Raw genomic sequence first — 21,165 nt, 5'->3', positions numbered from 1 at the left:
AACTAGTTTGCTTGCAGCCAAACAGGCGTCTTCTTATTGACGCCTGTTTTCCTATTGGATCAAGATCATGAAAAATCAAACTCCCCCAGACTCACAAGATTCATCAGAGCAGCCTCGCAATGCCCTTGACCGCTTAATTTATAAGCTTGGTAATATGTTGAGTTTGCTCTTTATTTTTACTGTCGCGATATCCTTTTACGAAGTCTTAATGCGCTATTTATTTAATGCTCCCACTATTTGGGTTCATGAAACCGCATCCTTCCTCGGCGGCTGTTTGTTTGTCTATGGTGGTATTTATGCCCTGTCTACCAACAAGCATGTCCGTGTGGTGCTGATTTACGATTTGGTTTCGGATCGTGTGCGCCGCTGGCTTAATGTTTTCCACCACATTATGGGCATTGTTTTCTCCGGTCTACTCAGTTGGGCGGCTTATCAAATGGTGCAAGATTCTTGGTTTACACCGTTTGGCGACATTCGTCTTGAAACCTCAGGTTCAGCCTTTGATCCGTCTTTCCCAGCGTTAGTGAAAGGCATGATTTTTGTCACCCTGTGCATCATGTTTATTCAATTTATCTTACATCTGCTACAAGAATTAAACGGCCTAAGGAAACAAGACAATGTTTGATTTATCGGCTTTAGGCATTGGCTACGGTAGCCTGTTAATGCTTGGCTCTATGATTCTCTTACTATTAACGGGCATGCAGCTGGCATTTGTCACCGCATTAGTTGCTTTGGTGTTTGCTATTGGTTGGTTTGGCTTTGGCGCTCTACCACTGATTACGAGCCGTCTTTATGGTTTTGTCGGCAGTTATGTTTTCCTCGCTGTGCCGATGTTTGTGCTCATGGCAGCCCTACTCGACCGATCTGGTATCGCCCGTGACTTATTTGACGCCATGAAAGTATTTGGGCGTCGTTTGCGCGGCGGTGTGGCCGTACAAACCTTGCTGGTTGCCATTGTCTTGGCCTCTATGTCAGGCGTTATCGGTGGCGAAACCGTATTGCTAGGGATTTTAGCCTTACCGCAAATGCTACGCTTGGGCTACAACCGTAAGTTGGCGATCGGTACGACCTGTGCTGGTGGCGCTTTAGGAACCATGCTTCCGCCTAGCATTGTGTTAATCATTTATGGACTAACCGCCAGCGTTTCGATCGGTGACTTGTTTAAAGCCGCCTTCCTACCAGCGTTAATCTTGGCCTTTTTCTACATGGCCTACGTTCTCATCATTTGTCGCTTAAACCCAGATTACGCGCCTCTGCCAAGTGAAGAAGAACTGGCAGCCGAGCAAGATGTTAATTACTTCAAAGCCTTACTCTTTCCATTACTTACTGTGATGACGGTACTTGGCAGTATTTACACTGGTATCGCTTCTGTGACCGAAGCCTCTGCATTAGGTGTGGTAGGGATTATGATCAGTGCGGCAATTCGCGGCGAATTAACCCTAGGCATGTTAAAAGACAGTGCCAAGGCGACCATGAGCACCTGTGGCATGATCATCTGGATCGGCATTGGTGCCACTGCCTTAGTCGGTGTTTACAACCTAATGGGCGGTATTGATTTCGTTGAAGAAACCATTCTTGCCTTGAGTGGTGGTAGCGTTATGGGCACCGTCTTAATCATGATGCTCGTACTCTTAGTGCTTGGTATGTTCCTAGACTGGGTCGGTGTCGCCCTACTAACCATGCCAATCTTTGTGCCCATCATCTCCGGCTTGGGTCTAAATCCAATTTGGTTCGGTGTGGTGTTCTGCCTAAATATGCAGGTCTCCTTCCTCTCACCTCCTTTCGGCCCCGCCGCTTTCTATTTGAAATCCGTGGCACCAAAGGACATCAGTTTAGGTGAAATTTTTAGCTCACTTTTGCCTTTTATTGGATTGCAAATCACCGTTCTAGCGCTCGTCATTTTCTTCCCAGAATTGGCGCTTTGGTGGCAATAAACACAAAACCAAAAGTCTGACGAAGCTTATACGAAGACCTCGCCTTGCCAACTAGCAAGGCGATTAAGGAATAACAGAATGACGAAAAGAATTGTTGTATTAGGTGTTTCTGGATCCGGGAAATCCTTAATAGGTAAAGGCCTAGCGGATCAATTAGGTTACCCTTTTTTTGACGGTGATGATTTTCACAGCCCTGAAAATGTCGCCAAAATGAGTGAAGGCACACCATTAACCGATGAAGACCGCAAAGACTGGTTGGCAAGTTTAAACCAACTGCTGCATGAAAACCCTACCGCTGTCATCGCTTGTTCTGGTTTAAAGCCTGAATATCGGACAATATTACGCCGAGGACTTGATGACGTCGCCATGATTTATTTAAAAGGCGACATCGATACCATTTGGCAACGTCATCAAAAACGTAATGGACATTACTTCAATGGCCGCGGCATGTTGGAAAGCCAGTTTGAGACATTAATTGAACCAACTACAGAAGAAGCCATTGTGATTGATATTTCACAAGAAGCTGAGGTCGTCTTAAAAGAAGCCATGAATGGACTCCAAGGTTATGCTCAAAAGGCATAATTTGAGTGAGTTTTCTTCCTTGCCATGATTTGCTTATGGTAATGTTACTCGTAACAAATCATGGATATGGCCATTAAGATGAAGAATAAACGCCCTACATTACAAGATGTTGCAGACTTAGTCGGTGTAACAAAGATGACGGTGAGCCGTTATTTAAGAACACCTGACTCTGTCTCAGCACCTTTACAAGAAAAGATCTCCGCGGCGTTAGAAACTCTTGGCTATATTCCCAATCGCGCACCGGACATTTTATCCAAGTCAAAAAGCCACGCCATTGGCGTGTTACTGCCCTCTTTAACCAACCAGGTTTTCTCTGAAGTCATAAGAGGCATCGAAAGTGTCTTGGAACCCGCTGGTTATCAAACCATGCTGGCCCACTATGGTTATAGCAAAGAGGCCGAAGAGTCTCGTATTGCGACCTTGCTGTCCTACAGTGTGGATGGATTAATCATTTCGGAAAGCTATCACACTGACCGTGTGCGGAAAATGCTCGCAGTGGCCGGCATTCCTGTCATCGAAATCATGGATTCCGTATCACCTCCTATCGAGCAAGCCATTGGCATCGACAACCAAGCCGCCGCTTATGCCATGACAGAATGCATGATAAAACGTGGTCGCCAAAAAATTGTCTATTTTGCTGCCCGAATGGACCAAAGAACCTTGTTCAAAATTCGTGGCTATGAAACCGCCATGACAGACCACGGTCTAACACCTTTGTGCCTAAAAACTCACAGCGCCTCATCCTTTACCATGGGAGCAAACTTTCTAAAAGAAGCACTAGCCCAACAACCAGATACCGATGGTATTTTCTGCACCAACGATGACTTAGCCATTGGCGCACTCTATGCCTGCCAAAAATCTGGCATTCGCATTCCTGAAGACATTGCCATTGCAGGGTTTCATGGTCATGACATCTCACGCGCCATGGTGCCGTTATTAGCCACTGTCATCACGCCACGAGAAGACATGGGACGACTGGCCGCCGAACACTTATTATCAAGGCTACAAGGCAACCCAATTACACAAGCCGTGATCGATCTCCCCTTCAAAATTGATATTGGCGAAAGTATTTAGACCATCCTTACTGGTTAAAGACCACCGCTTTACTCGTAAATCCTTCACACCTAGCTGACAAAAATTGATTGAGAAGTGTTATCATTAATATATTCTTTAACCTATTAGGCGAAATCATGAAACGTTTGCTTTCCATCATCCTGTCTACCTGCTTTATTCTCACGTCCTTTACCGCCAAAGCGGTGACGGTAGAGGACAGCAAAGGCTCTTTCACACTGGACTATCAACCCAAACGTATTGTCGTTTTAGAATTCTCTTTCGCGGATGCGCTCGCCGCTGTTGGTGTCAGTCCGGTAGGCATTGCCGATGACAAAGAGGCCAATCGCGTCCTTAAAGAAGTGAGAGAAGTGATTGGCAGCTGGACATCCGTTGGCACTCGCTCGCAGCCCAGCATGGAAGTCATTGCCTCTTTGAAACCCGATTTAATCATTGCCGATATTAGTCGACACGAAGCCGTGTATGCTGATCTGCAAAAAATTGCCCCAACCTTAATTCTGCCTTCTCGTCGCGAAACCTACGAAGACAGTTTAAAGGCCGCTGCCATCATAGGTAAGGTCATAGGTAAAGACCAAGCCATGCAAACGCGACTACAGCAGCACAGAAAAATCATGGCGCAATATGCCCAGCAATTACCTCAAGATATTGAAGTACAATTCGGCGTTGCACGAGATGATGCATTGTTTCTACACACTAAAGACTCTTATGCCGGCGGTGTCATTCATGCTTTGGGCTTGGCCAATGCAGAAACCGGTCGTGATGATACCGCGTATCGTCAAACCGGTTTGGAACAACTGGTTGCGATCAATCCGGAATACCTCATCATTGGTAATTACGTCACTCCAAGCATCATCGATAAGTGGCGCAACGAACCACTGTTTTCCGTACTAAAAGCGGCGCGTCAAAATCACATTTATCAAGTTAATCAGAATACCTGGTCTCGATGCCGAGGCATTATGGCGGCCGAACGTATGAGCCAGGACTTAGTGGACATACTTGTACCCTAGATGAAATCGTCTTCTTTTACGCTCACTGGCCAATGCCTAGCATTGGCCAGTCTTATGCTGTTAATCAGTTGGCTTAGCTTGTTTACTTGGTCGAGCATTACTATTTCTCCTCTTGATGCGCTGCAAGCCTTGTATCAGTTTGATCAGGACAGCATTGCACAACACATAGTACGAGATTTGCGCTTGCCCAGAGTGCTTGTTGCCTTGTTGGTTGGTGCCTGTTTGGCCGCCGCTGGGGTCATTATGCAAGGACTCACTCTTAATCCACTGGCCTCACCTTCCGTATTAGGCGTTAACGCGGGAGCCGCTCTCGGCATGGCTTTAGTCTCCACCATCACCCCTTGGTTTGGCTTACTCGGTACAACTATGGCCGCCATGATTGGCGGCGGCTTGGCATGGAGCTTAGTGATGCTGCTTGGCAGTGGTTGGCGCACGGGCAACGAGCAAGGTCGACTTGTTCTTGCTGGGGTGGCGATTTCTGCACTGTGTGCAGCCTTAACCAAGGCCCTAGTGATTATTGAAGAAGATCAGGCCTCCGCTGTCATCACTTGGTTGGCAGGCAGTTTAACGGACGCTCGTTGGCAGACATTTGACGCTTTTTGGCCTGTGGCTGTTGTTGGACTATTGGGGGCAAGCCTACTGTCGCCCAGCCTAAACCTACTGCAATTAGGTGATGACAATGCCCGAAACTTAGGTGTGTCCATCGGGTTTGTGAAACTGATCGGGAGTTTTCTCGTGCTCTTGTTAGTCGGTGCATCGCTCGGCGCAGTCGGCTCAATCAGTTTTGTCGGCTTGTTGGTACCTCATATGGCCAAACTGCTTATCGGACAAGATCATCGACGCTTTCTGCCCATCGCGATCTTATTGGGTGCCAGCTTAGTCGCCCTTGCAGATACGCTAAGTCGCGCCATTATCTTTCCCATGGAAACGCCCGCGGGTGCCATCCTCGCCTTAATTGGCGCGCCTTTCTTCATTTATATGGTGAGAAAGAAAACCTTATGAAACTCGTTTCCTATTTTTTTATTCTCAGCCTCATCACTCTGTTTTTAGTCATCGCCAATTTACTCTTCGGCGCAGTCTCTGTGCCATTAGATTCGATTGTCGACGCTTTTTGGGACCATACCAACCCAAACCACTTCACCATTCATGAATACCGATTTCCGCGAATCATCATTGCCCTGTTGGTTGGTGCAATGATGGCGCTGGCCGGGGCATTGGTACAAGGGGTTATTCGCAACCCATTAGCCTCACCAGACATTCTAGGCGTCAGTCATGGTGCCGGATTAGCGGCAGTGATTTACATGACCTTTTTCCCTGATGCCGCCATTGAATGGCTACCTCTTGTTGCCCTATTAGGCAGCTTTTTAGCCGCCATTATTCTATGGCGTTTGTGCGGCCAACATAGCACCACGGTCAAATTAGCCATCACTGGGGTTGCTCTCGCTGCCCTTTATGCCAGCTGTGTGGATTTTCTTATGCTGGTCAAACCCTTGGAGATTAATAACGCTCTTTTGTGGCTGACAGGCAGCTTATGGGGACGTGGTTGGACGCAATTGAGCCTTCTCTTGCCCTGGCTGGTATTAATACCCGCAGCACTTTGGCTCGCCAAACCACTTAATTTGATACACCTTGGCGATGAACACGCCACCAGCTTAGGGACTCATACCAACACCGTTCGCTTAGCCGCCCTAGCAATTGCAGTAGGATTAACTGCGTCTTGCGTCGCCATTTGTGGTCCGATTGGCTTTTTAGGTTTAGTCGCACCTCATTTAACCCGCAAACTGGTCGGCGGTCGCCATCAAGCCTTGCTCCCTGCGACCATGTTGGTTGGGGCAATTTTGCTGTTACTTGCCGATCTGGCAGCCAGAACCATAGATCCACCAATAGAACTCCCCGCCGGCATCATGACCGCTATTATTGGGGCACCGTATTTCTTGTGGTTACTCTTGAGGTCCAAATAATTTATGTCACTTAGCACTCAACAGTTATCGGTTGGCTATCATCAAAAAGCCATTGTGAAACACATTGATCTGAACCTACCAGAAGGCAAAATCATCGCTTTGCTGGGACCAAATGGTTGTGGTAAATCCACGCTGTTAAAAGCCTTAGCGCGTTTATTAACGCCCATGCAAGGCGAGGTTCAATGGCAAGGTAAAGCTTTACATAAGATTCCCTCCAAACAATTGGCCAGACAAATCGCACTGTTACCACAAACCCAGCCGATCCCAGAAGGCATTAAGGTCAAAGACTTAGTCGCCTATGGCCGCAGCCCCTACACAGGATTCTGGGGCAGAACCAATCAAGCAGATCAAGAGATTATCCATCAGGTCATGCAAGAAACTGGCATATCCGAACTGGCAGAACAATTGGTGAGTGAGCTGTCGGGAGGTCAACGTCAACGTGTTTGGCTGGCCATGACACTGGCGCAAGATACGCCTTATCTATTACTCGACGAACCAACCACCTATATGGACCTCAACCACCAAGTGGAACTCATGCATTTGTTGCGACGCCTGAATCAGCAAGGTAAAACCATCATTACAGTCTTGCACGACATTAACCAAGCCGCCCGTTACTGTGATCATCTAATCGTGATGAAAGAAGGGCATATCATTCAACAAGGTTTGCCGACCGACGTACTCACCCGAGAACTACTAAAGTCTGTCTTCTCACTGGAGGCGCAAATTCATCAAGATCCTATCGCGAAGACCCCAATGTGCGTAGTGGAGTAGCAAATCATATTCTTACATTGACAAAAAAACAGCCAAATAGTTAAATGGTATAAATTATCATTATCATTTGCATTTGTCTTTTAACGATTCCTAGGAGTTACTCCATGCCACCTCTCGTGGATTCAAAAATGCCGCATGCAAAGCTGCATTTTCTTTATTCAGATCACCATAGCTGGCTGTATACATGGATACGTAAACGCTTAGACAATCACTTTGACGCTGCGGATCTCGCTCAGGATACCTTTTTGCGCATTCATTCGCGCCATAATATTGATAAGATTAAGGAACCTAGACCCTATTTAGCAACCGTCGCAAAAGGCATCATCAGCCACTTTTATCGTCGAAAATCACTCGAGCAAAGCTATCTTAATTATTTGAGTACTATGCCAGACGCAGCAGCCTCTTCTGACGAGTACCGCCTGATTTTGCTCCAAACACTGGAGCAGGTTGATATTCTTCTAGATGCTATGCCTAGCCATATAAAAAAAGTCTTTTTAATGCATCAACTTGAAGGTATGAAATATAAAGAAATTGCAGATGAGATGGGCATTTCTCTTATCAGCGCTAAGCGCTACATGAAACAAGCCCTGATTCAGTGTTTAAGTATAATGGAAGACGACATCCTTGAAACCACCTGAAACCTCTCCTAACTCAAGCCTAGAGCAAGCAGCTGAATGGATAATTAGACAGCAAGAAGCGCCATTGTCGTATCAAGATAAGATAGCCTTTGAGCACTGGAAAAATACATCCAAAGCAAATCAAAAAGCTTGGCTGATGGCTGAAAAGCTCATGGGAGATATAGAGTCTCTCCCCAAAGACATGGCCATTAAAGTACTGAATCGTCCTGACAGTTCAGAGCGTCGATATGCGATTGGTAAATTAGCCTTATTGCTGGCCGCTGGTCCAAGCTTATGGGGGGGCTACCAAGCAGTTAAACATCAACAATGGTTTGCTGACTATCGCACTGCAAAAGGGGAATTTAAAAAAGTGACCCTACCAGATGGCAGCACCATCAAACTCAATACAGCCACTGCTTTTAATATTGAATTAAGCAAAAAAAAACGTTTACTAACCCTAAAAGAGGGTGAAATCGACGTTCAAATTGCTTCCAACCCACACAGATATGGCCCTTTTTTAGTAAACACACAAGAAGTTGAGTTGACTCCTATTGGTCAAAATATAGCGGTACGACAAGAACAACAAATCACCCGAGTGGTTGCACTAAAAGGCGACGTTTACGCCTTGCCTCACCAGAAACAGGCAAACCACCCCATTGTTATTTCTGCTGGTACAGAAGCCAGTTTGTCTCGCTTCTCACTTATTTCTAATACGCCGATCAAAGCCCTGTCTACTTCCTGGCTAGATCATATGATCGCGGTCAACAACATGCCGTTAGCGCAATTCATAAAAGAAGTCTCTCGATATCGTCATGGCATCATAAGAGTGTCGCCAAACCTTGCTGATCTTGCCATTTCAGGGGCCTTTCCGAACTCAGATACCAATATCATTCTGACTATGCTTTCACACACCTACCCCATTGAAGTCAAAAAACATTTTGCAGGGTATTGGGTATCACTAGAAAAAAGATAATGTCTTTTAAAGCACTTTTTTCCTTTTTGCTGATACTTTTTTCAGTTTCAAGTGGCCTGTTACTAAAAGAGACCACTTATCATAGGAACTAGCCATGCAATTAAGGCAAATCAAGATTCACCCTAAAAACAAACTTCATCAAACCATAACAACCGCTCTGTTTAGTACTTGTTTATCGCTGGCCAGTGTAGCTGCTATGGCTGAAGTAAACGACACGCAACAAGCAAGTCGCCAGCAGATGTCAGTTCCCGCAGGGAACCTTGGACAAACGCTGACCAAATTAGCGTATGAAAATCAAATTCCTTTGGCGTTTGATCCTGCACTTACACAAGATATTCAAAACCAAGCTATATCGGGCGATTTCACGGCGTTTGAATTAATGGATGCTTTACTAGCAGACACCTCTCTCATACTGACCAGTAGCCCAGATGGCACTTATCGCCTACTCAATCAAACTGACTACACTATGTCTGGACTGGCAATCTCAGCCAAAGAAATCAGCGGAGCACTGTTATCTGAATATAAAGGAGGACAGATTGAATCTGGCGGCCGTTTAGGTATTTTTGGCCTGCAAGACAGCTCAGAAGTACCTTTCAGTCTAGTGTCCTATACCAATAAAGCGATTGAAGATCAGCAATTAGAAAGCATCGCAGAAGTTCTCGACAATGATGCTTCCGTTCAATCTGGTTTTGGCTTTGGCAATTATGCTGAGTCTTTCATGGTTAGAGGCTTCCAATTAGACAGTGACGCTATTTCGTATAGTGGTCTTTACGGCATACTGCCAAGACAAGTCGTTTCCACTAATGCAGTAGAAAGCGTGCAACTCCTCAAAGGCGCAAATACTTTTGTGAACGGCGTAACTCCTGGCGGCACAGGCATTGGCGGAGCCATTAACTTAGAGCCTAAAAGGGCAGAAGAACATCTAAATGCCATTACTTTAGATACCACACTAGAAGGTCAAATAGGTGTCAGCACCGATGTAGCTCGACGATATGGCGACCTTAACGAATGGGGGGTACGAGTCAACGCTCTACATAGGGGCGGTGACAGTGCCATCGATAATGAAAGTCGCAGTGAAACTTCTATTAGCCTTGGTATGGATTATCAGCATGAACATCTCAGTATTGCAGCCGACATGGGATATCAAAAGCAAACCATCGATGCTGGACGCTCTGTAGTTTACATAGGATCTGCTTTAACTCAGCTATCACCTCCAGCTAGCTGGAAAAATTATGCCCCATCTTGGGCTAACTCTGAGTTAGAAACCCTTTTCACCATGCTAAAAGCCGATTATCAATTAAGTGATAATTGGGCAATAAAGGGAGCATTGGGCATTAATCATAATGAGGAATATGGTGATTATGGATCTCCTACTGTGTCCAGTGAAGACGGCACAGCAACCATGTATCGTTTATCCGTACCTTACGAGTCAGATACGATTTCAAGCACCTTAGGCTTGATCGGAGATATTCAAACAGGCTCTATTAGTCATCAATTAAATTTAAGTTACTCAGACTTAACCTATAAAACCTACACAGCCTATACCATGTCTGGTTCAAGCAATACCAACCTTTATGATCCAGTAGACGGAAGTTACCCAAGTACCACTTGGTCCGGTGGTAATATGGATAACCCAAAGCGCCGTTCAGCAACTCATAACCAAGGGCTTTCTTTTGCCGATACACTAGGCTTTTGGGAAGAGGAACTACTTCTCACTTTAGGCTTACGCCACCAAACCATTAATGTAGATAACTACAGTTATGATGGCGATCCAGAAAGCAGCTATGATGATTCTGCAACATCTCCGATTTACGGATTGGTATACAAGGCTTCAGATGAAATTTCTTTGTATTTCAACCATGTTGAAGCTTTACAACAAGGTGAAATCATTGCCAGCTCAGAGAGCTACGCCAACGCTGGAAGCAACTTAGCCCCCTACCACTCTAAGCAAAATGAAGTAGGCATTAAGTTTGAAAACGGTACATTAGGGGCCAGTGCGGCACTGTTTGAAATCACTCAACCACAGGCCTACGCAGGCGCTAACAATATTTACGATTACTATGGCACACAGCGTAACCAAGGATTAGAACTCAATATCTTTGGCGAGCCCCTGACAGGATTACGCATTAATACTTCTGCCACTTGGTTAAATGCAAAACTTGAAGACACGCAAAATGGTGCAAATGATGGCAATTACGCTCCCAACATTAGTCAATATCGCGTTGTATTAGGGGCAGAATATAAGCTTCCACAAATCACTGGATTCAGTTTAGGAGGTAAGATTATTCGCAGTGGACCTCAGTATGTTGACTCGGCTAATACCTTCAAACTAGATCCTTGGACTCGATTGGACATCAACGCTCGCTATCAATCCTTTATTGGACAACAGCCTGTAACTTGGCGATTAAATATTACCAATTTGACCAATGAAAGCTATTGGGCATCTTCGAAAGAAGGATTTACCAATTATCTAACCCAAGGCAACCCAAGAGAAATCAAACTCTCTTTATCCACTGAGTTTTAACCTCTTTGTTAATAGAAAGACCAACTCCTTGATTGGTCTTTCTATTAACCACCCAACTCTACTTTGTCTTTTGGCAATAAAGCGAAGGCTTCATCTTGGCTAATCACGGTGGCGTATTCGCCGTGCAGGTTCGCTAAAGACATGGCATGCACTTCATCCGCACTGCGTAGCAGACCAAAAAAGTCTTCTTTTTCAAAGGCAAAACAGGCGTTTTCCACCACATAGACCATAAAGCCCAAGTTACCTGCGGAGCGCACCGTCGACTCTACCGAATTATTCGTACTGACACCCACAATCACTAAAGAGTCTATTTGTTGCTCTGCTAACCAATCAGCAAGCTCGGAATGGATAAAGGCATCTGGCACGCTTTTTTCGATCACTTTTTCATCGTCTAGCGGCTCAAACGCTTCTTGGAACAAAACCCCGTCTTGCTCCGGCCAAAACAAGGAATCAGGCTCAGTCGATAAATGACGAACATGAACAACAGGCGCTTGGCTGGCTCGCCAATGAGCCAAAAGTTCGGCTATGTTGCGCTCAGCCTGCGGGTTATTACGCTCCCCAGCTTGTGGCCAAGACATGCCTTGCTGCATATCAATAATCATTAAACCAACGTGATTCATGACATTTACTCCTTCACATTCAACCCTTCCGTTAGCTGACGCTCTAATTGCTCGAGACGCTGGTTTTGCTTGTGGGATCGCCAACCCAAGACGCAGAACGCCACCACTAACAGAAACAGCAGATTTGATAAGACATCAACCTGATCGCTTACCGCCACCATTTCATCTCGCAAAGCATTTAACTCTTCCGAAGAAGCTTTCGATAATTGCAAAATAGCATTGCTACGTTCAAGCTCAAAGACCGTTTGATCGAGACTCGATGACGGCTCGTTTGTCGACTGCGCCTGCGCCATGACAGCCTGCGACAACATGATGATCACCACCCAAAACACCTGTTTCAACATAATCCATTCCTGACCATTTATCCGATTATTAACACCCGAGCTCTCTTTGCATTCATTGCATTGAGCATACTCTGCTGATTTTGAGATGAAAACCATCAGGTCAATTTTGTTCAATACCCCAAACGTTGATAGCTAGATACTGAGGTATGTTTTTACTCACTTTTCAAGGATGTCATTATGACCTTATCTCTCATCATCTCCATGTCGTTATTTGCCTTAGCCGCTTCCCTTTCACCTGGACCGGTAAACCTACTTTCTCTTAGTTGCAGTGCTCGCTATGGTGCGAAGGCCGGACTTAATTTCGTCACAGGGGCCAGCCTTGGTTTTATTTTACTGTTTTTGCTCATAGGGTTTAGTTTGCATCAAATTCTCGATGTCTTACCGCAACTCACCAACATTTTAAAATGGCTGGGGGCTGGCTTTTTATTTTACCTAAGCTTCCAGTTATGGCGTGATCAAGGGGATTTGAGCATACATCAAAATCAATCTGCGCCTCGCTTCATGACCGGTGCCATTCTTCAATGGATCAACCCAAAAGCCTGGCTCGCTTCGGTTTCCGGCATTGCGGTATATATTCCCAACGCAGACACCAACGATATCCTAATATTCGCCGGACTTTACCTGCCCATATGCTGGCTCTCTTTAGGCGCTTGGGTTGCCATGGGCATACTGCTCGGTCAGTACTTCCAAAGCCCAGCAAAAATGCGTTGGCTCAACCGAAGTCTTGCGACGCTATTGGCAGGCAGTAGTGTCTATATCTTGATTTAATGGTTTTGATTTTAGGCTGCTTTAAGAACGACGATACTGGTCAGGGGTGGCGGCAACACGCTGTTTAAACACCCGCTGAAAATGGGCTTGATCATTAAATCCCACACTGTGAGCAACATCCACAATACTTTGGCCTGTTTTCAGTGCTTTCTGACCTAATTGAACGCGACGATTTAAACGATAAGCATGAGGCGTTAAATAGAAATGGCGCTTAAATGCGCGCACCAAGTAGCTCGTACTGTAGCCAAATTGCTGACTAATTTCGGCGATGGGCGTGTCATCTAAGCAATGTTCGTTTAAATAATTGGCCACTTGATACAGAGGATTATGCGGCAAACTAGTCGACATAGATGCCTCACTTTGATTGAGTCGGCAAAATAGCGAACACACCCAACTAATCAATGATTGCAGCTTCTCTTTGTGGTTAAGATCATCACGCATCAATTGGCCACACAGACAGACAAAACCCTCATATAAAGGCTCATCGAACAAAGTATCTAAGCGAGTATTTTGCCACTCGCTCTGATCTCTCAATTGATGATTAAATAACATACTGGCGAGCCAATCTTTATCTAGGTGCATCATGTAATAAGCCCAAGCAGAATCCTGCAACGGATTACAGGCATGCACTTCATCAGGGTTCATCATCACCAAATGCCCTTTTTGCACTGCATGCAGCCGATTCACACACAGGAATTCACTTTGGCCAGCTAAGATAGCACCAATAGACCAAGTTTCATGAGAGTGAGGCGCATAACTCACCCGACGCCCATCGAGGACTTGCCTAAGCTCAACAAAAGGCAAACGATCATCTCGCCAGAAAATAGGATGGGTAGATGGTTTCATATCGTTTTCCTCATTTAAATCGACCTAATGAAAGACCTGAGCCAAACATTCTTCATCAATCTCACCATGACAAACAGACGTGACAGGACCGTTCATACTGATGCGAAAATCATCACTAATGTCTATGTCGATTTGACCACCAGGCATCATGACTTCAATACGGGCATCACACAGTCCCAACTTATACGCCACGGCTGCGGCAGCACAACTGCTACTGCCCGACGCTAAGGTATAACCTGCGCCACGTTCCCAAATTTGGATCGCAATGCGATGTCGGTCAATCACCTGCACAAACTGCACATTGGTACGGTTGGGGAAATTCGGATGATGTTCAATTAATGGGCCAAACTCTTTCGCTTTGGTTTCCGTCGCTTCATCCGTCAGGATCACACAATGAGGATTGCCTATGGTCACACCACTGTAAAAATGCTGCATCCCCATCACATTTAATTCTTCCAATAACACTTCACGAGGGTCGCCCCAGATCGGAATGTCTTGGCTATTAAAGGACACCTGCCCCATTTCCACATTGACTCGCTTCCCTCTTTCAAGCACCTGAGCCTTAACCACGCCACCTAGGGTTTCAATGGTAAACTCTTGATCCTTCACCAGCCCCAAATCCCACAAGGCTCGGCAGAAAATTCGCAGGCCATTGCCACTCTTTTCTGCTTCGCTGCCATCGGGGTTAAAAATACGCAAACCGAAGTTCGCCACATCCGATTCAAATGGTCCGATTAACACCCCATCTGATGCGACACCATAATGACTATGGCAGATGTTCTTGATTTTCAACACCGCTGGCTCATCTGGAAACTCATCCGGTGACACCACCAAATACACATTCCCCAACGCATGATATTTTCGAAACTTCACTGACTACCTCTAAAACCTGAATTAGGACATTAATCTTTCGATATAGGGTTCCATTGCCTGTGCCCAAACCTCGTATTGATGTGCATTAGGATGCAGAAAGTCATCCATCACATTACTGGTTAAATGACCATTTTGATCCAAGAAATGATGATTCAGATCGACAAAAAAGACCGTTTGATCATCCGCATAGTCTTTAATGAGGTCAGTAACCTGCTGATTCAATACTCTGAGTTTTTGTGTCGGTCGTGCGCTACGAGGAAAAATCGCCAATAACAACACTTTGGTATGAGGTAATTTTGTTGCCAACAAGTTCAAGATGGCTTTAATTCCTTGAGCAGTTTCCTGCGGATCGTCCATTCGATGACCCGTGTTGTTCGTGCCGATCAATAACACCACCAGCTTAGGAGATATATCATCCACTTCGCCATGCGCTAAACGCCACAATACATGCTCAGTTCGGTCGCCATTAAACCCCAAATTAAGCGTGTTTCTCGACCGATAATTGGCTTCCCATATGGCTTTTCCTTCTTTCTCCCAGGCCTGCATAATGGAGTCTCCTAGAAACACCAGATCAACTCTATCCATGGCCGCCTTTTCCTGCAATTTCGCTTGGTGTCTTGGCAGCCACCATATCGCTTGTTGCGGCATCATTTGCAATGATACAGGCGTCATAAACATCTTCCCTCTCTTGGTGTGCCTAGGTATTTTTCATTCATCCTCTATCAATCCACAGTCAATTGCAAAGATCAATCCCCAGCCGCTGATCCGACTTCAGACTATGCTTAAACTTCTTTAAAAGTATGACCAAAAGTCATGAATCACTCAGCATGATACTGTTTTATTTAAAAAAATTTATCGGCATGTGGCTTATGCCTATTCCACTTACCTTGCTGATGATGGCGCTGGCTTTGCTGTTGATCAATCGTCGTCCGAGAACCGCTCAAGCCATTCTTCTACTAGCTATGCTTTTCCTGGGTTTCACCAGTTGGGAGCCAGTTGCGAATCGCTTAATTGCGACCGTCGAAACGCCGTTTGTAGTGTTCGATTCGAAACAACCCGTCGATAGAACAACTCGCCAATGAACAAAGGAAGCGCATGTCTCATAACTCATGGGTAACAGAGCAAGTCAATCTCGCCTTCGAAAAAATGGAAAAAGGCTCCGCTGAATTTATTTCAAATGAAGAAGCGAATGCACAGATGGAAAGCTTCAAAGCCAAAATCAGAGCAAGAGGGTAAATGATGATTTTATGGGAAAAGGAAGCCCAGCAAGACAGAGGGAAAATCTTCGAATATCTATACCAGTTTAACCCTATTGTCGCTGATAAAACCGACGACATCCTCGCTACATAAAGTCCCCAACTTGTCTTATCAACCATCGATGGGCGTTGAACGGGCTGGCATGAAGGGTAGACTACTAATCATTCCTGAAATAGCCATGCTAGTGGCTTATCGTATTGAAAGCGATGATATAAAAGTGCTTCGAGTTCTGCCTATAAAACAGAAATATCCATACACGTTGTTTGGTTAGTTCCTCTTATATTAATTATTTCTGACTGGTTGATATCACAGATGAGTTCATTCTGAAATCCGCCAAGATCAAAACTAATTTTATTCCAATTCTGCTGTTCGAAATGCTCATCACCTAAGAAATATATATTTGTAAACCAAACATCATTTTCATTAACTGCATCCTTTCAAGTAAGCGCCTGAGCGCCCACTCAGTTTTATAATTTAAACCCGTAATGGCTGCCATCTGGCAACTCAACATCCAACGTTAGTTTGCCACCAGCACCTTCTACATAACGTTTTAAGGTAGATAGTTTTACATCTCGTCCTTTACGCTCCATACCTGCAATCGTTGGCTGCTTCACGCCTAGCGTGTTTGCCATATCCTCTTGTGTGATTTGCATGCGTTCACGCAACTCAGCGAGATGAATACCAAGTACCATGTCATCCGCTTTTTTACGGGCATTTTTTACTATTTCAGGCTTCTGATCTGAAATTAATTTATCAAGTGTTCTAGCCATTACTCACCTCGACTTTTTAGATCCAGTAAATGCTTTTCAAATTCTTTATCTGCAACTGGAATCATCTGTTCATAATATCGCTTATCTTTCCCTGTTTTCTCTCCAGCACACAATAAAATACCCGTTCTGCTTGGATTGAATGCATAAAACGAGCGTATAGGTTTACCCTTACTTTGCGTCCTTAGCTCTTTCATATTAGTGAACTTCGAGCCATTCACAGCATCAGCATAAGGCCTAGATAATTGCGGTCCTTTTTGCTGTAGCAAAAGCAATGTTGCCAACACGTTTTCTTTATCAGTGTCATCCAAAGCTTCAAACCACTCATCAAACACGTCCGTAGTTTCTATACTCCACATAAATTCCCTTTTACATAAAATAATAGCTTTTAAACTATATAGCCTTAAGGCTATATTTTCAATTAAAAAAAGCAGCACCCAACAATGAGTACTGCTTTTCTATTACTTCAAGAATCGAGTATTTTCTAACTCATCAAAGCTGAAACAGAAAGTTCTTAATCAGGTCTTTTCCACCTTCAGTCGCAAAGGATTCTGGATGGAATTGGATGCCTTGGATCGGATACTCTTTGTGGCGCACACCCATGATCTCAAATTCGCCACCTTGACGAATACCATTAAGGTCGGCAAACGCTTCGGCACTCAAACTGCCCACGGCGGCGGTCACTTCCAACACCTCAGGAAAGTTTTCTGCTTGCGCAATCAGCGAGTGATAACGCATGACTTCCAATTGATCTGGAATATCATGAAATATACCTTCACCATTGTGCTGAATTGGGCTGGTTTTACCATGCATGGGCAATGGCGCTTTGACCACCTTGCCACCAAACACATGACAAATCCCCTGCATGCCTAAGCAAACGCCCATCAAAGGAGTGGTTTTCCCAAACTCTAAGATGACATCAGCACACACACCAAAATAGGCCTTATCGTCTGGTGAACCCGGCCCAGGTGAAATGATGATGCGATCTGGGGCGGCTTGTCGAATGTCTTCTAACGTCACTTCATCATTGCGTTTCACGATAACGTCAAACTGCTCGATACGCCCCTGACTTTGCTCTGTCTGCAACACTTCACCAATAAATTGGTACAGGTTGTAAGTGAAGGAATCGTAATTGTCTATGATGTAAATTTTCACCCTTTCGCTCCTTCACTGAAACTGTCTAATACTCGCTTGGTTCCGGCAAACTTACGTTGAATTTCTTCATATTCGTCTTCCGCATTGGAATCGTAAACATTCCCGCCACAGGTTTGCACATAGGCTTTATTGCCATTGGCAAACACGGTACGAATCGGAATCGCAAACATACAATCACCGTTAAAAGAAAACTGACCAACCGCACCACCGTATGGGCCACGACCATCACCTTCTAGATCATCGATGATTTTCATCGCTTCAATTTTAGGCGCACCGGTTAACGTACCAGCCGGGAAATTGCTGGCTAAGGCAGAAAACATGTCATGCTCTTCCGCCATAATGCCAACGATCTCACTGGAAATATGCTGCACGTGACTGAAACGTTTGATGTCCATTAGCGAGCGTACTTTCACTGTACCAAAACGCGCCACGCGTCCAATGTCGTTACGATGCAGATCGACGATCATATTGTGTTCGGCAATTTCTTTCGGATCGTTCAGCAAAGCGCGCGCCAACGCCGTGTCTTCTTTTTCATCCACACCGCGCTTCGCCGTTCCCGCTAATGGGAAAGTTTCCATTTCCCCCTGACGCACGCGGAACAACAACTCAGGACTCGCACCAATCACCTTTTGCTCGGCAAATTTGATGTAATACATCTGCGGCGAAGGATTTACTTCACGCAATTCCTCGTAAAGGTTGATGGTGTCCCCTTCCAATTCGAACCACTTTTTAAAGCCCACTTCACACTGGAAAATCTTACCTTCGATGATGTCTTGTTTGACCTTAGCCACCGCCTCAGCGTGATCGTCTTTGGTCATGGATTCTCCCAAAGGTCGCACCACCAAAGGCCCATTTTCTGGCGTCGTTTCTGCCATCATTTGGTTGACCAAATCCAAGCGATTGTCTTCATAATAAAAATAAAAAACCTCGCCAGTCATCTTGTCTAGAATCAGCCCATCTGTGTACAAACCAAAGCGAAACGCATCAAACATCTCACTGGCTTGGAGGTCTAAACTCGGCTCAAAATAATTCATACTGTCGTAGCCAATATAGCCTGTCAGGCCACCCGCAAAGCCTCGAGACAAGATGTTTTGTGGCACGATACTACGCAATAAATAATAAGGATTGTCCGACTCATACGCTTGCGTTGCGCCATCACGCTCTTGAATGAATAGCTGCTTGCCTTCGGCCCACAACAATTTTTCAGGATCAAAACCAATGATGGAATGACGAGAAATAAAACTTTCCTCCCCAAGAGACTCCAACATAAAGCAGTTTTCAAAACGCTTTTCTATCTTTTTAAATAAACCAAAAAAATCGCAATCCGAACTGATGGTCACGTACTTAGGTTTACGCGGCAGCTCGATGCGAGGCGGTTGTTTGTTTTGTTCAGGACTCATTTTCTTTCAATTCCTTCAATGCTCGGGAGCCACGTGTCACTGTGGCAATACCAACCCCTAACTGTTTGGCAATATCCCGTTGAGGCACACCCTGCTCCAACAAGGACAAAATTTGTAGACGATGCAACATCTCGTTAATTTCATTCGGCGTCAACAAAGCACGCAGACGCTTTTCTAACAAAGCTTGATCATCGACTTGGCTTAAAAATTCTATTAATGGCTGCATAGGCAGGATTTACCATTCATGTATTCACGTACTAGTACAATATAGTTTTATATTTTATTAATCAACAGATAGAAAATAAATAAAGTCGAAGTTATCATCTATGATAACAGCCTGGAGGGAACCATGAACTGGAAAATAGAATTTTATAGTAGCGTTGACGAATCCATTCTCAAGATGCCACCAAGAATACAAGCGCGAATGATCAGGCTCTTAGAGCTAATGGAAAAGCATAGCGCAAACCTTGGACCGCCTCATACCGAATCGATAGACGATGGTTTATTTGAAGTACGGGCAAAAGCCTAAGAAGGCATTGGTCGTGGCTTATTTTGCTATTTAAAGGGCCAACGAATAATCCTTTTACATGCCTTTGTAAAAAAATCACAGAAAACACCGAAACATGAGTTAGAGCTAGCTAAACGCAGACAACAAGAGGTTCAGTCATTATGAGTCTACAAAACCTAAAAACACGAGCTTTGGCGAACCCTGAAGTTCAAGCTGAATATGAAAAACTTGAAAGCGAATTTGCTTTTATTGATCAACTCCTGTCGATGAGAAGCCAAGCGGGTTTAACCCAAGAGCAATTGGCAAAACTCATGAATACGCAAAAAAGCAACATCAGCCGATTAGAACGCGGTAACGCCAACCCAAGCTGGACGACATTACTAAAATACGCCCATGCTTGTGGTTTTGAACTGTCACTCAATTCTCATAAGATTTAGTTCCACTTGCACAAGCAAACAAGCTTATCTACCCAAATTAGAGATGTGTTGAGCTTGATAAATCATTAGTTCAAGAGGTCAGATCCCTCCACAGCCGTCATTTCAATAAATTAGCGCTTTAAGGGATCTGACTCCATCCCCTCAACTATTCCCAAACAGCCCCATAGTAAGTTATTCGTCTACTGAGTGCCTATTTCTGTCACTTTCCTGAAAAGCTTTTTAAAAGGCTTTCCAGAGGCTGGATTTTAATAGGCTTCGCTGCATAGAATCATCGGCTTTTATTTGGGAGTTTTTTTATGTTCGCTCGGTTTGTGAGTTTGTCTGGTGCCCTACTGTTATTGTCTGCTTGTTCCAGCGGGCCAATCAGTCACAAGGATGCCGCTGGTTTTGCGGAAGAAGGTGGCGCGAGTTATTACGCGGACAAATACCATGGCCGAACCACAGCAAGCGGTGAGCCATTTGATCAAAATGCCATGACTGCCGCTCATAAGCGCTTACCCTTTGGTACTCGGGTAAGGGTGACCAATTTAGATAATGGGAAAAGTGTCGTTGTACGTGTGAACGATCGTGGGCCATTTATTCGCGGTCGTGTAATCGATCTGAGTAAAGCGGCGTTTCAGCGTATCGCCGATACTCGTGTCGGTGTTGTGGATGTGAAGGTAGAAGTGATTGGACGCTAATGAATTGATCCTATGCTTAATGCCCGCGAGGAAAAAAACAGAATTGCTGGCCCTGCTTTTCATAACCATA

The 21,165-nt window shown here is 44.9% G+C and carries 27 protein-coding genes and 1 pseudogene; 18 read left to right on the top strand and 10 right to left on the bottom strand.

The annotated features are described in order from the left end of the window. The first annotated feature begins 67 nt into the window (after positions 1 to 67). The 11 genes from DFP76_RS03680 to DFP76_RS03630 all read left to right on the top strand — a co-directional run bounded on the left by DFP76_RS03680 (position 68) and on the right by DFP76_RS03630 (position 11,440). On the top strand, positions 68 to 625 hold the full coding sequence (locus DFP76_RS03680; RefSeq protein ID WP_113873324.1) for a TRAP transporter small permease subunit: 558 nt from the start codon (positions 68 to 70) through the stop codon (positions 623 to 625). Next, positions 618 to 1,934 carry a TRAP transporter large permease gene (locus DFP76_RS03675; protein WP_113873323.1) on the top strand — a complete coding sequence of 439 codons (1,317 nt, stop codon included), beginning with the start codon at positions 618 to 620 and terminating at the stop codon, positions 1,932 to 1,934. Before DFP76_RS03680 ends, DFP76_RS03675 begins: the two co-directional genes overlap by 8 nt. 78 nt (positions 1,935 to 2,012) lie before the next feature. Continuing rightward, complete coding sequence (locus DFP76_RS03670; RefSeq protein WP_113873322.1) at positions 2,013 to 2,516, top strand: gluconokinase; 504 nt, start codon at positions 2,013 to 2,015, stop codon at positions 2,514 to 2,516. Positions 2,517 to 2,594: 78 nt separating this feature from the next. Next, positions 2,595 to 3,590, top strand: a complete 996-nt coding sequence (gntR, locus tag DFP76_RS03665) for a gluconate operon transcriptional repressor GntR (protein ID WP_220150978.1) — start codon at positions 2,595 to 2,597, stop codon at positions 3,588 to 3,590. Positions 3,591 to 3,706: 116 nt separating this feature from the next. Continuing rightward, a complete protein-coding gene (locus tag DFP76_RS03660) occupies positions 3,707 to 4,594 on the top strand; it encodes a Fe(3+) dicitrate ABC transporter substrate-binding protein (RefSeq protein WP_113873321.1) in 888 nt (295 codons plus the stop codon). 54 nt (positions 4,595 to 4,648) lie between these two features. Next, complete coding sequence (locus tag DFP76_RS03655; protein ID WP_245931865.1) at positions 4,649 to 5,596, top strand: iron chelate uptake ABC transporter family permease subunit; 948 nt, start codon at positions 4,649 to 4,651, stop codon at positions 5,594 to 5,596. Beyond that, positions 5,593 to 6,555, top strand: coding sequence for a Fe(3+) dicitrate ABC transporter permease subunit FecD (fecD, locus tag DFP76_RS03650; RefSeq protein ID WP_113873319.1), 963 nt, complete (start codon positions 5,593 to 5,595; stop codon positions 6,553 to 6,555). The genes DFP76_RS03655 and fecD overlap by 4 nt, the downstream gene beginning before the upstream one ends. A 3-nt stretch (positions 6,556 to 6,558) precedes the next feature. Further along, on the top strand, positions 6,559 to 7,326 hold the full coding sequence (fecE, locus tag DFP76_RS03645) for a Fe(3+) dicitrate ABC transporter ATP-binding protein FecE (RefSeq protein ID WP_113873318.1): 768 nt from the start codon (positions 6,559 to 6,561) through the stop codon (positions 7,324 to 7,326). A gap of 104 nt (positions 7,327 to 7,430) precedes the next feature. Further along, entirely contained in the window at positions 7,431 to 7,964 is a 534-nt protein-coding gene (locus tag DFP76_RS03640; RefSeq protein ID WP_113873317.1) for a sigma-70 family RNA polymerase sigma factor, read from the top strand. Then, complete coding sequence (locus tag DFP76_RS03635) at positions 7,951 to 8,916, top strand: FecR domain-containing protein (RefSeq protein ID WP_113873316.1); 966 nt, start codon at positions 7,951 to 7,953, stop codon at positions 8,914 to 8,916. The genes DFP76_RS03640 and DFP76_RS03635 overlap by 14 nt, the downstream gene beginning before the upstream one ends. Before the next feature lie 94 nt (positions 8,917 to 9,010). Then, a complete protein-coding gene (locus DFP76_RS03630) occupies positions 9,011 to 11,440 on the top strand; it encodes a TonB-dependent receptor (protein WP_113873315.1) in 2,430 nt (809 codons plus the stop codon). A gap of 44 nt (positions 11,441 to 11,484) precedes the next feature. On the opposite strand, the gene DFP76_RS03625 is transcribed toward DFP76_RS03630, so the two are convergent. Beyond that, the gene (locus tag DFP76_RS03625) at positions 11,485 to 12,060 is read right to left on the bottom strand and encodes a cysteine hydrolase family protein (RefSeq protein WP_113873314.1); all 576 of its coding nucleotides are present in this window, start codon (positions 12,058 to 12,060) and stop codon (positions 11,485 to 11,487) included. A 5-nt stretch (positions 12,061 to 12,065) separates the two neighbouring features. Then, on the bottom strand, positions 12,066 to 12,404 hold the full coding sequence (locus DFP76_RS03620; protein WP_113873313.1) for a hypothetical protein: 339 nt from the start codon (positions 12,402 to 12,404) through the stop codon (positions 12,066 to 12,068). Between the two features lie 177 nt (positions 12,405 to 12,581). Here DFP76_RS03620 and DFP76_RS03615 point away from each other — a divergent pair, with 177 nt between their 5' ends. Then, positions 12,582 to 13,172 carry a LysE family translocator gene (locus DFP76_RS03615; protein WP_113873312.1) on the top strand — a complete coding sequence of 197 codons (591 nt, stop codon included), beginning with the start codon at positions 12,582 to 12,584 and terminating at the stop codon, positions 13,170 to 13,172. Positions 13,173 to 13,193: 21 nt separating this feature from the next. Here DFP76_RS03615 and DFP76_RS03610 read toward each other — a convergent pair whose 3' ends face one another. The 3 genes from DFP76_RS03610 to DFP76_RS03600 are packed head-to-tail and all read right to left on the bottom strand — an operon-like array spanning position 13,194 to position 15,563. Next, on the bottom strand, positions 13,194 to 14,018 hold the full coding sequence (locus tag DFP76_RS03610; RefSeq protein WP_113873311.1) for an AraC family transcriptional regulator: 825 nt from the start codon (positions 14,016 to 14,018) through the stop codon (positions 13,194 to 13,196). 24 nt (positions 14,019 to 14,042) lie between these two features. After that, entirely contained in the window at positions 14,043 to 14,891 is an 849-nt protein-coding gene (gene dapF / locus DFP76_RS03605) for a diaminopimelate epimerase (protein WP_113873310.1), read from the bottom strand. 21 nt (positions 14,892 to 14,912) lie between these two features. Further along, on the bottom strand, positions 14,913 to 15,563 hold the full coding sequence (locus DFP76_RS03600; protein WP_245931864.1) for a GDSL-type esterase/lipase family protein: 651 nt from the start codon (positions 15,561 to 15,563) through the stop codon (positions 14,913 to 14,915). Positions 15,564 to 15,760: 197 nt separating this feature from the next. On the opposite strand from DFP76_RS03600, the gene DFP76_RS03595 reads away from it, so the two are divergent. Genes DFP76_RS03595 through DFP76_RS18195 form a run of 3 tightly spaced genes read left to right on the top strand, consistent with a single transcriptional unit; the run spans position 15,761 to position 16,241 of the window. After that, positions 15,761 to 15,973, top strand: a complete 213-nt coding sequence (locus tag DFP76_RS03595; protein WP_147084169.1) for a hypothetical protein — start codon at positions 15,761 to 15,763, stop codon at positions 15,971 to 15,973. A gap of 13 nt (positions 15,974 to 15,986) precedes the next feature. Further along, positions 15,987 to 16,127: a hypothetical protein gene (locus DFP76_RS18075; RefSeq protein WP_181799784.1), complete on the top strand. Its 141-nt coding sequence runs from the start codon at positions 15,987 to 15,989 to the stop codon at positions 16,125 to 16,127. Then, positions 16,128 to 16,241: a type II toxin-antitoxin system RelE/ParE family toxin gene (locus DFP76_RS18195; RefSeq protein WP_220150977.1), complete on the top strand. Its 114-nt coding sequence runs from the start codon at positions 16,128 to 16,130 to the stop codon at positions 16,239 to 16,241. Positions 16,242 to 16,615: 374 nt separating this feature from the next. On the opposite strand, the gene DFP76_RS03585 is transcribed toward DFP76_RS18195, so the two are convergent. The 5 genes from DFP76_RS03585 to DFP76_RS03565 all read right to left on the bottom strand — a co-directional run bounded on the left by DFP76_RS03585 (position 16,616) and on the right by DFP76_RS03565 (position 19,696). Next, positions 16,616 to 16,918 carry a helix-turn-helix domain-containing protein gene (locus tag DFP76_RS03585; RefSeq protein ID WP_113873307.1) on the bottom strand — a complete coding sequence of 101 codons (303 nt, stop codon included), beginning with the start codon at positions 16,916 to 16,918 and terminating at the stop codon, positions 16,616 to 16,618. Next, on the bottom strand, positions 16,918 to 17,274 hold the full coding sequence (locus DFP76_RS03580) for a type II toxin-antitoxin system RelE/ParE family toxin (RefSeq protein ID WP_113873306.1): 357 nt from the start codon (positions 17,272 to 17,274) through the stop codon (positions 16,918 to 16,920). The genes DFP76_RS03585 and DFP76_RS03580 overlap by 1 nt, the downstream gene beginning before the upstream one ends. A 133-nt stretch (positions 17,275 to 17,407) precedes the next feature. Further along, the gene (locus DFP76_RS03575; RefSeq protein WP_113873305.1) at positions 17,408 to 18,070 is read right to left on the bottom strand and encodes an anthranilate synthase component II; all 663 of its coding nucleotides are present in this window, start codon (positions 18,068 to 18,070) and stop codon (positions 17,408 to 17,410) included. Continuing rightward, positions 18,067 to 19,470, bottom strand: coding sequence for an anthranilate synthase component I family protein (locus tag DFP76_RS03570; protein WP_113873304.1), 1,404 nt, complete (start codon positions 19,468 to 19,470; stop codon positions 18,067 to 18,069). Before DFP76_RS03570 ends, DFP76_RS03575 begins: the two co-directional genes overlap by 4 nt. Beyond that, positions 19,460 to 19,696, bottom strand: a complete 237-nt coding sequence (locus tag DFP76_RS03565) for a Trp family transcriptional regulator (protein WP_113873303.1) — start codon at positions 19,694 to 19,696, stop codon at positions 19,460 to 19,462. Before DFP76_RS03565 ends, DFP76_RS03570 begins: the two co-directional genes overlap by 11 nt. 123 nt (positions 19,697 to 19,819) lie before the next feature. Between DFP76_RS03565 and DFP76_RS03560 the strand changes: the two are divergent. The 3 genes and pseudogenes from DFP76_RS03560 to DFP76_RS03550 all read left to right on the top strand — a co-directional run bounded on the left by DFP76_RS03560 (position 19,820) and on the right by DFP76_RS03550 (position 21,095). Continuing rightward, positions 19,820 to 20,143: pseudogene (locus tag DFP76_RS03560) on the top strand (type II toxin-antitoxin system RelE/ParE family toxin). Then, on the top strand, positions 20,140 to 20,415 hold the full coding sequence (locus DFP76_RS03555) for a helix-turn-helix domain-containing protein (RefSeq protein ID WP_113873302.1): 276 nt from the start codon (positions 20,140 to 20,142) through the stop codon (positions 20,413 to 20,415). The pseudogene DFP76_RS03560 and the gene DFP76_RS03555 overlap by 4 nt, the downstream one beginning before the upstream one ends. A 296-nt stretch (positions 20,416 to 20,711) precedes the next feature. Continuing rightward, complete coding sequence (locus tag DFP76_RS03550) at positions 20,712 to 21,095, top strand: septal ring lytic transglycosylase RlpA family protein (RefSeq protein ID WP_113873301.1); 384 nt, start codon at positions 20,712 to 20,714, stop codon at positions 21,093 to 21,095. Positions 21,096 to 21,165 lie beyond the last annotated feature (70 nt).

This window comes from Marinomonas aquiplantarum (assembly GCF_003314975.1).
GTDB classification, from domain to species: domain Bacteria; phylum Pseudomonadota; class Gammaproteobacteria; order Pseudomonadales; family Marinomonadaceae; genus Marinomonas; species Marinomonas aquiplantarum.
Note: the sequence above shows the minus strand (reverse complement) of the source record. Positions and strands in the feature narration are given on the sequence as shown.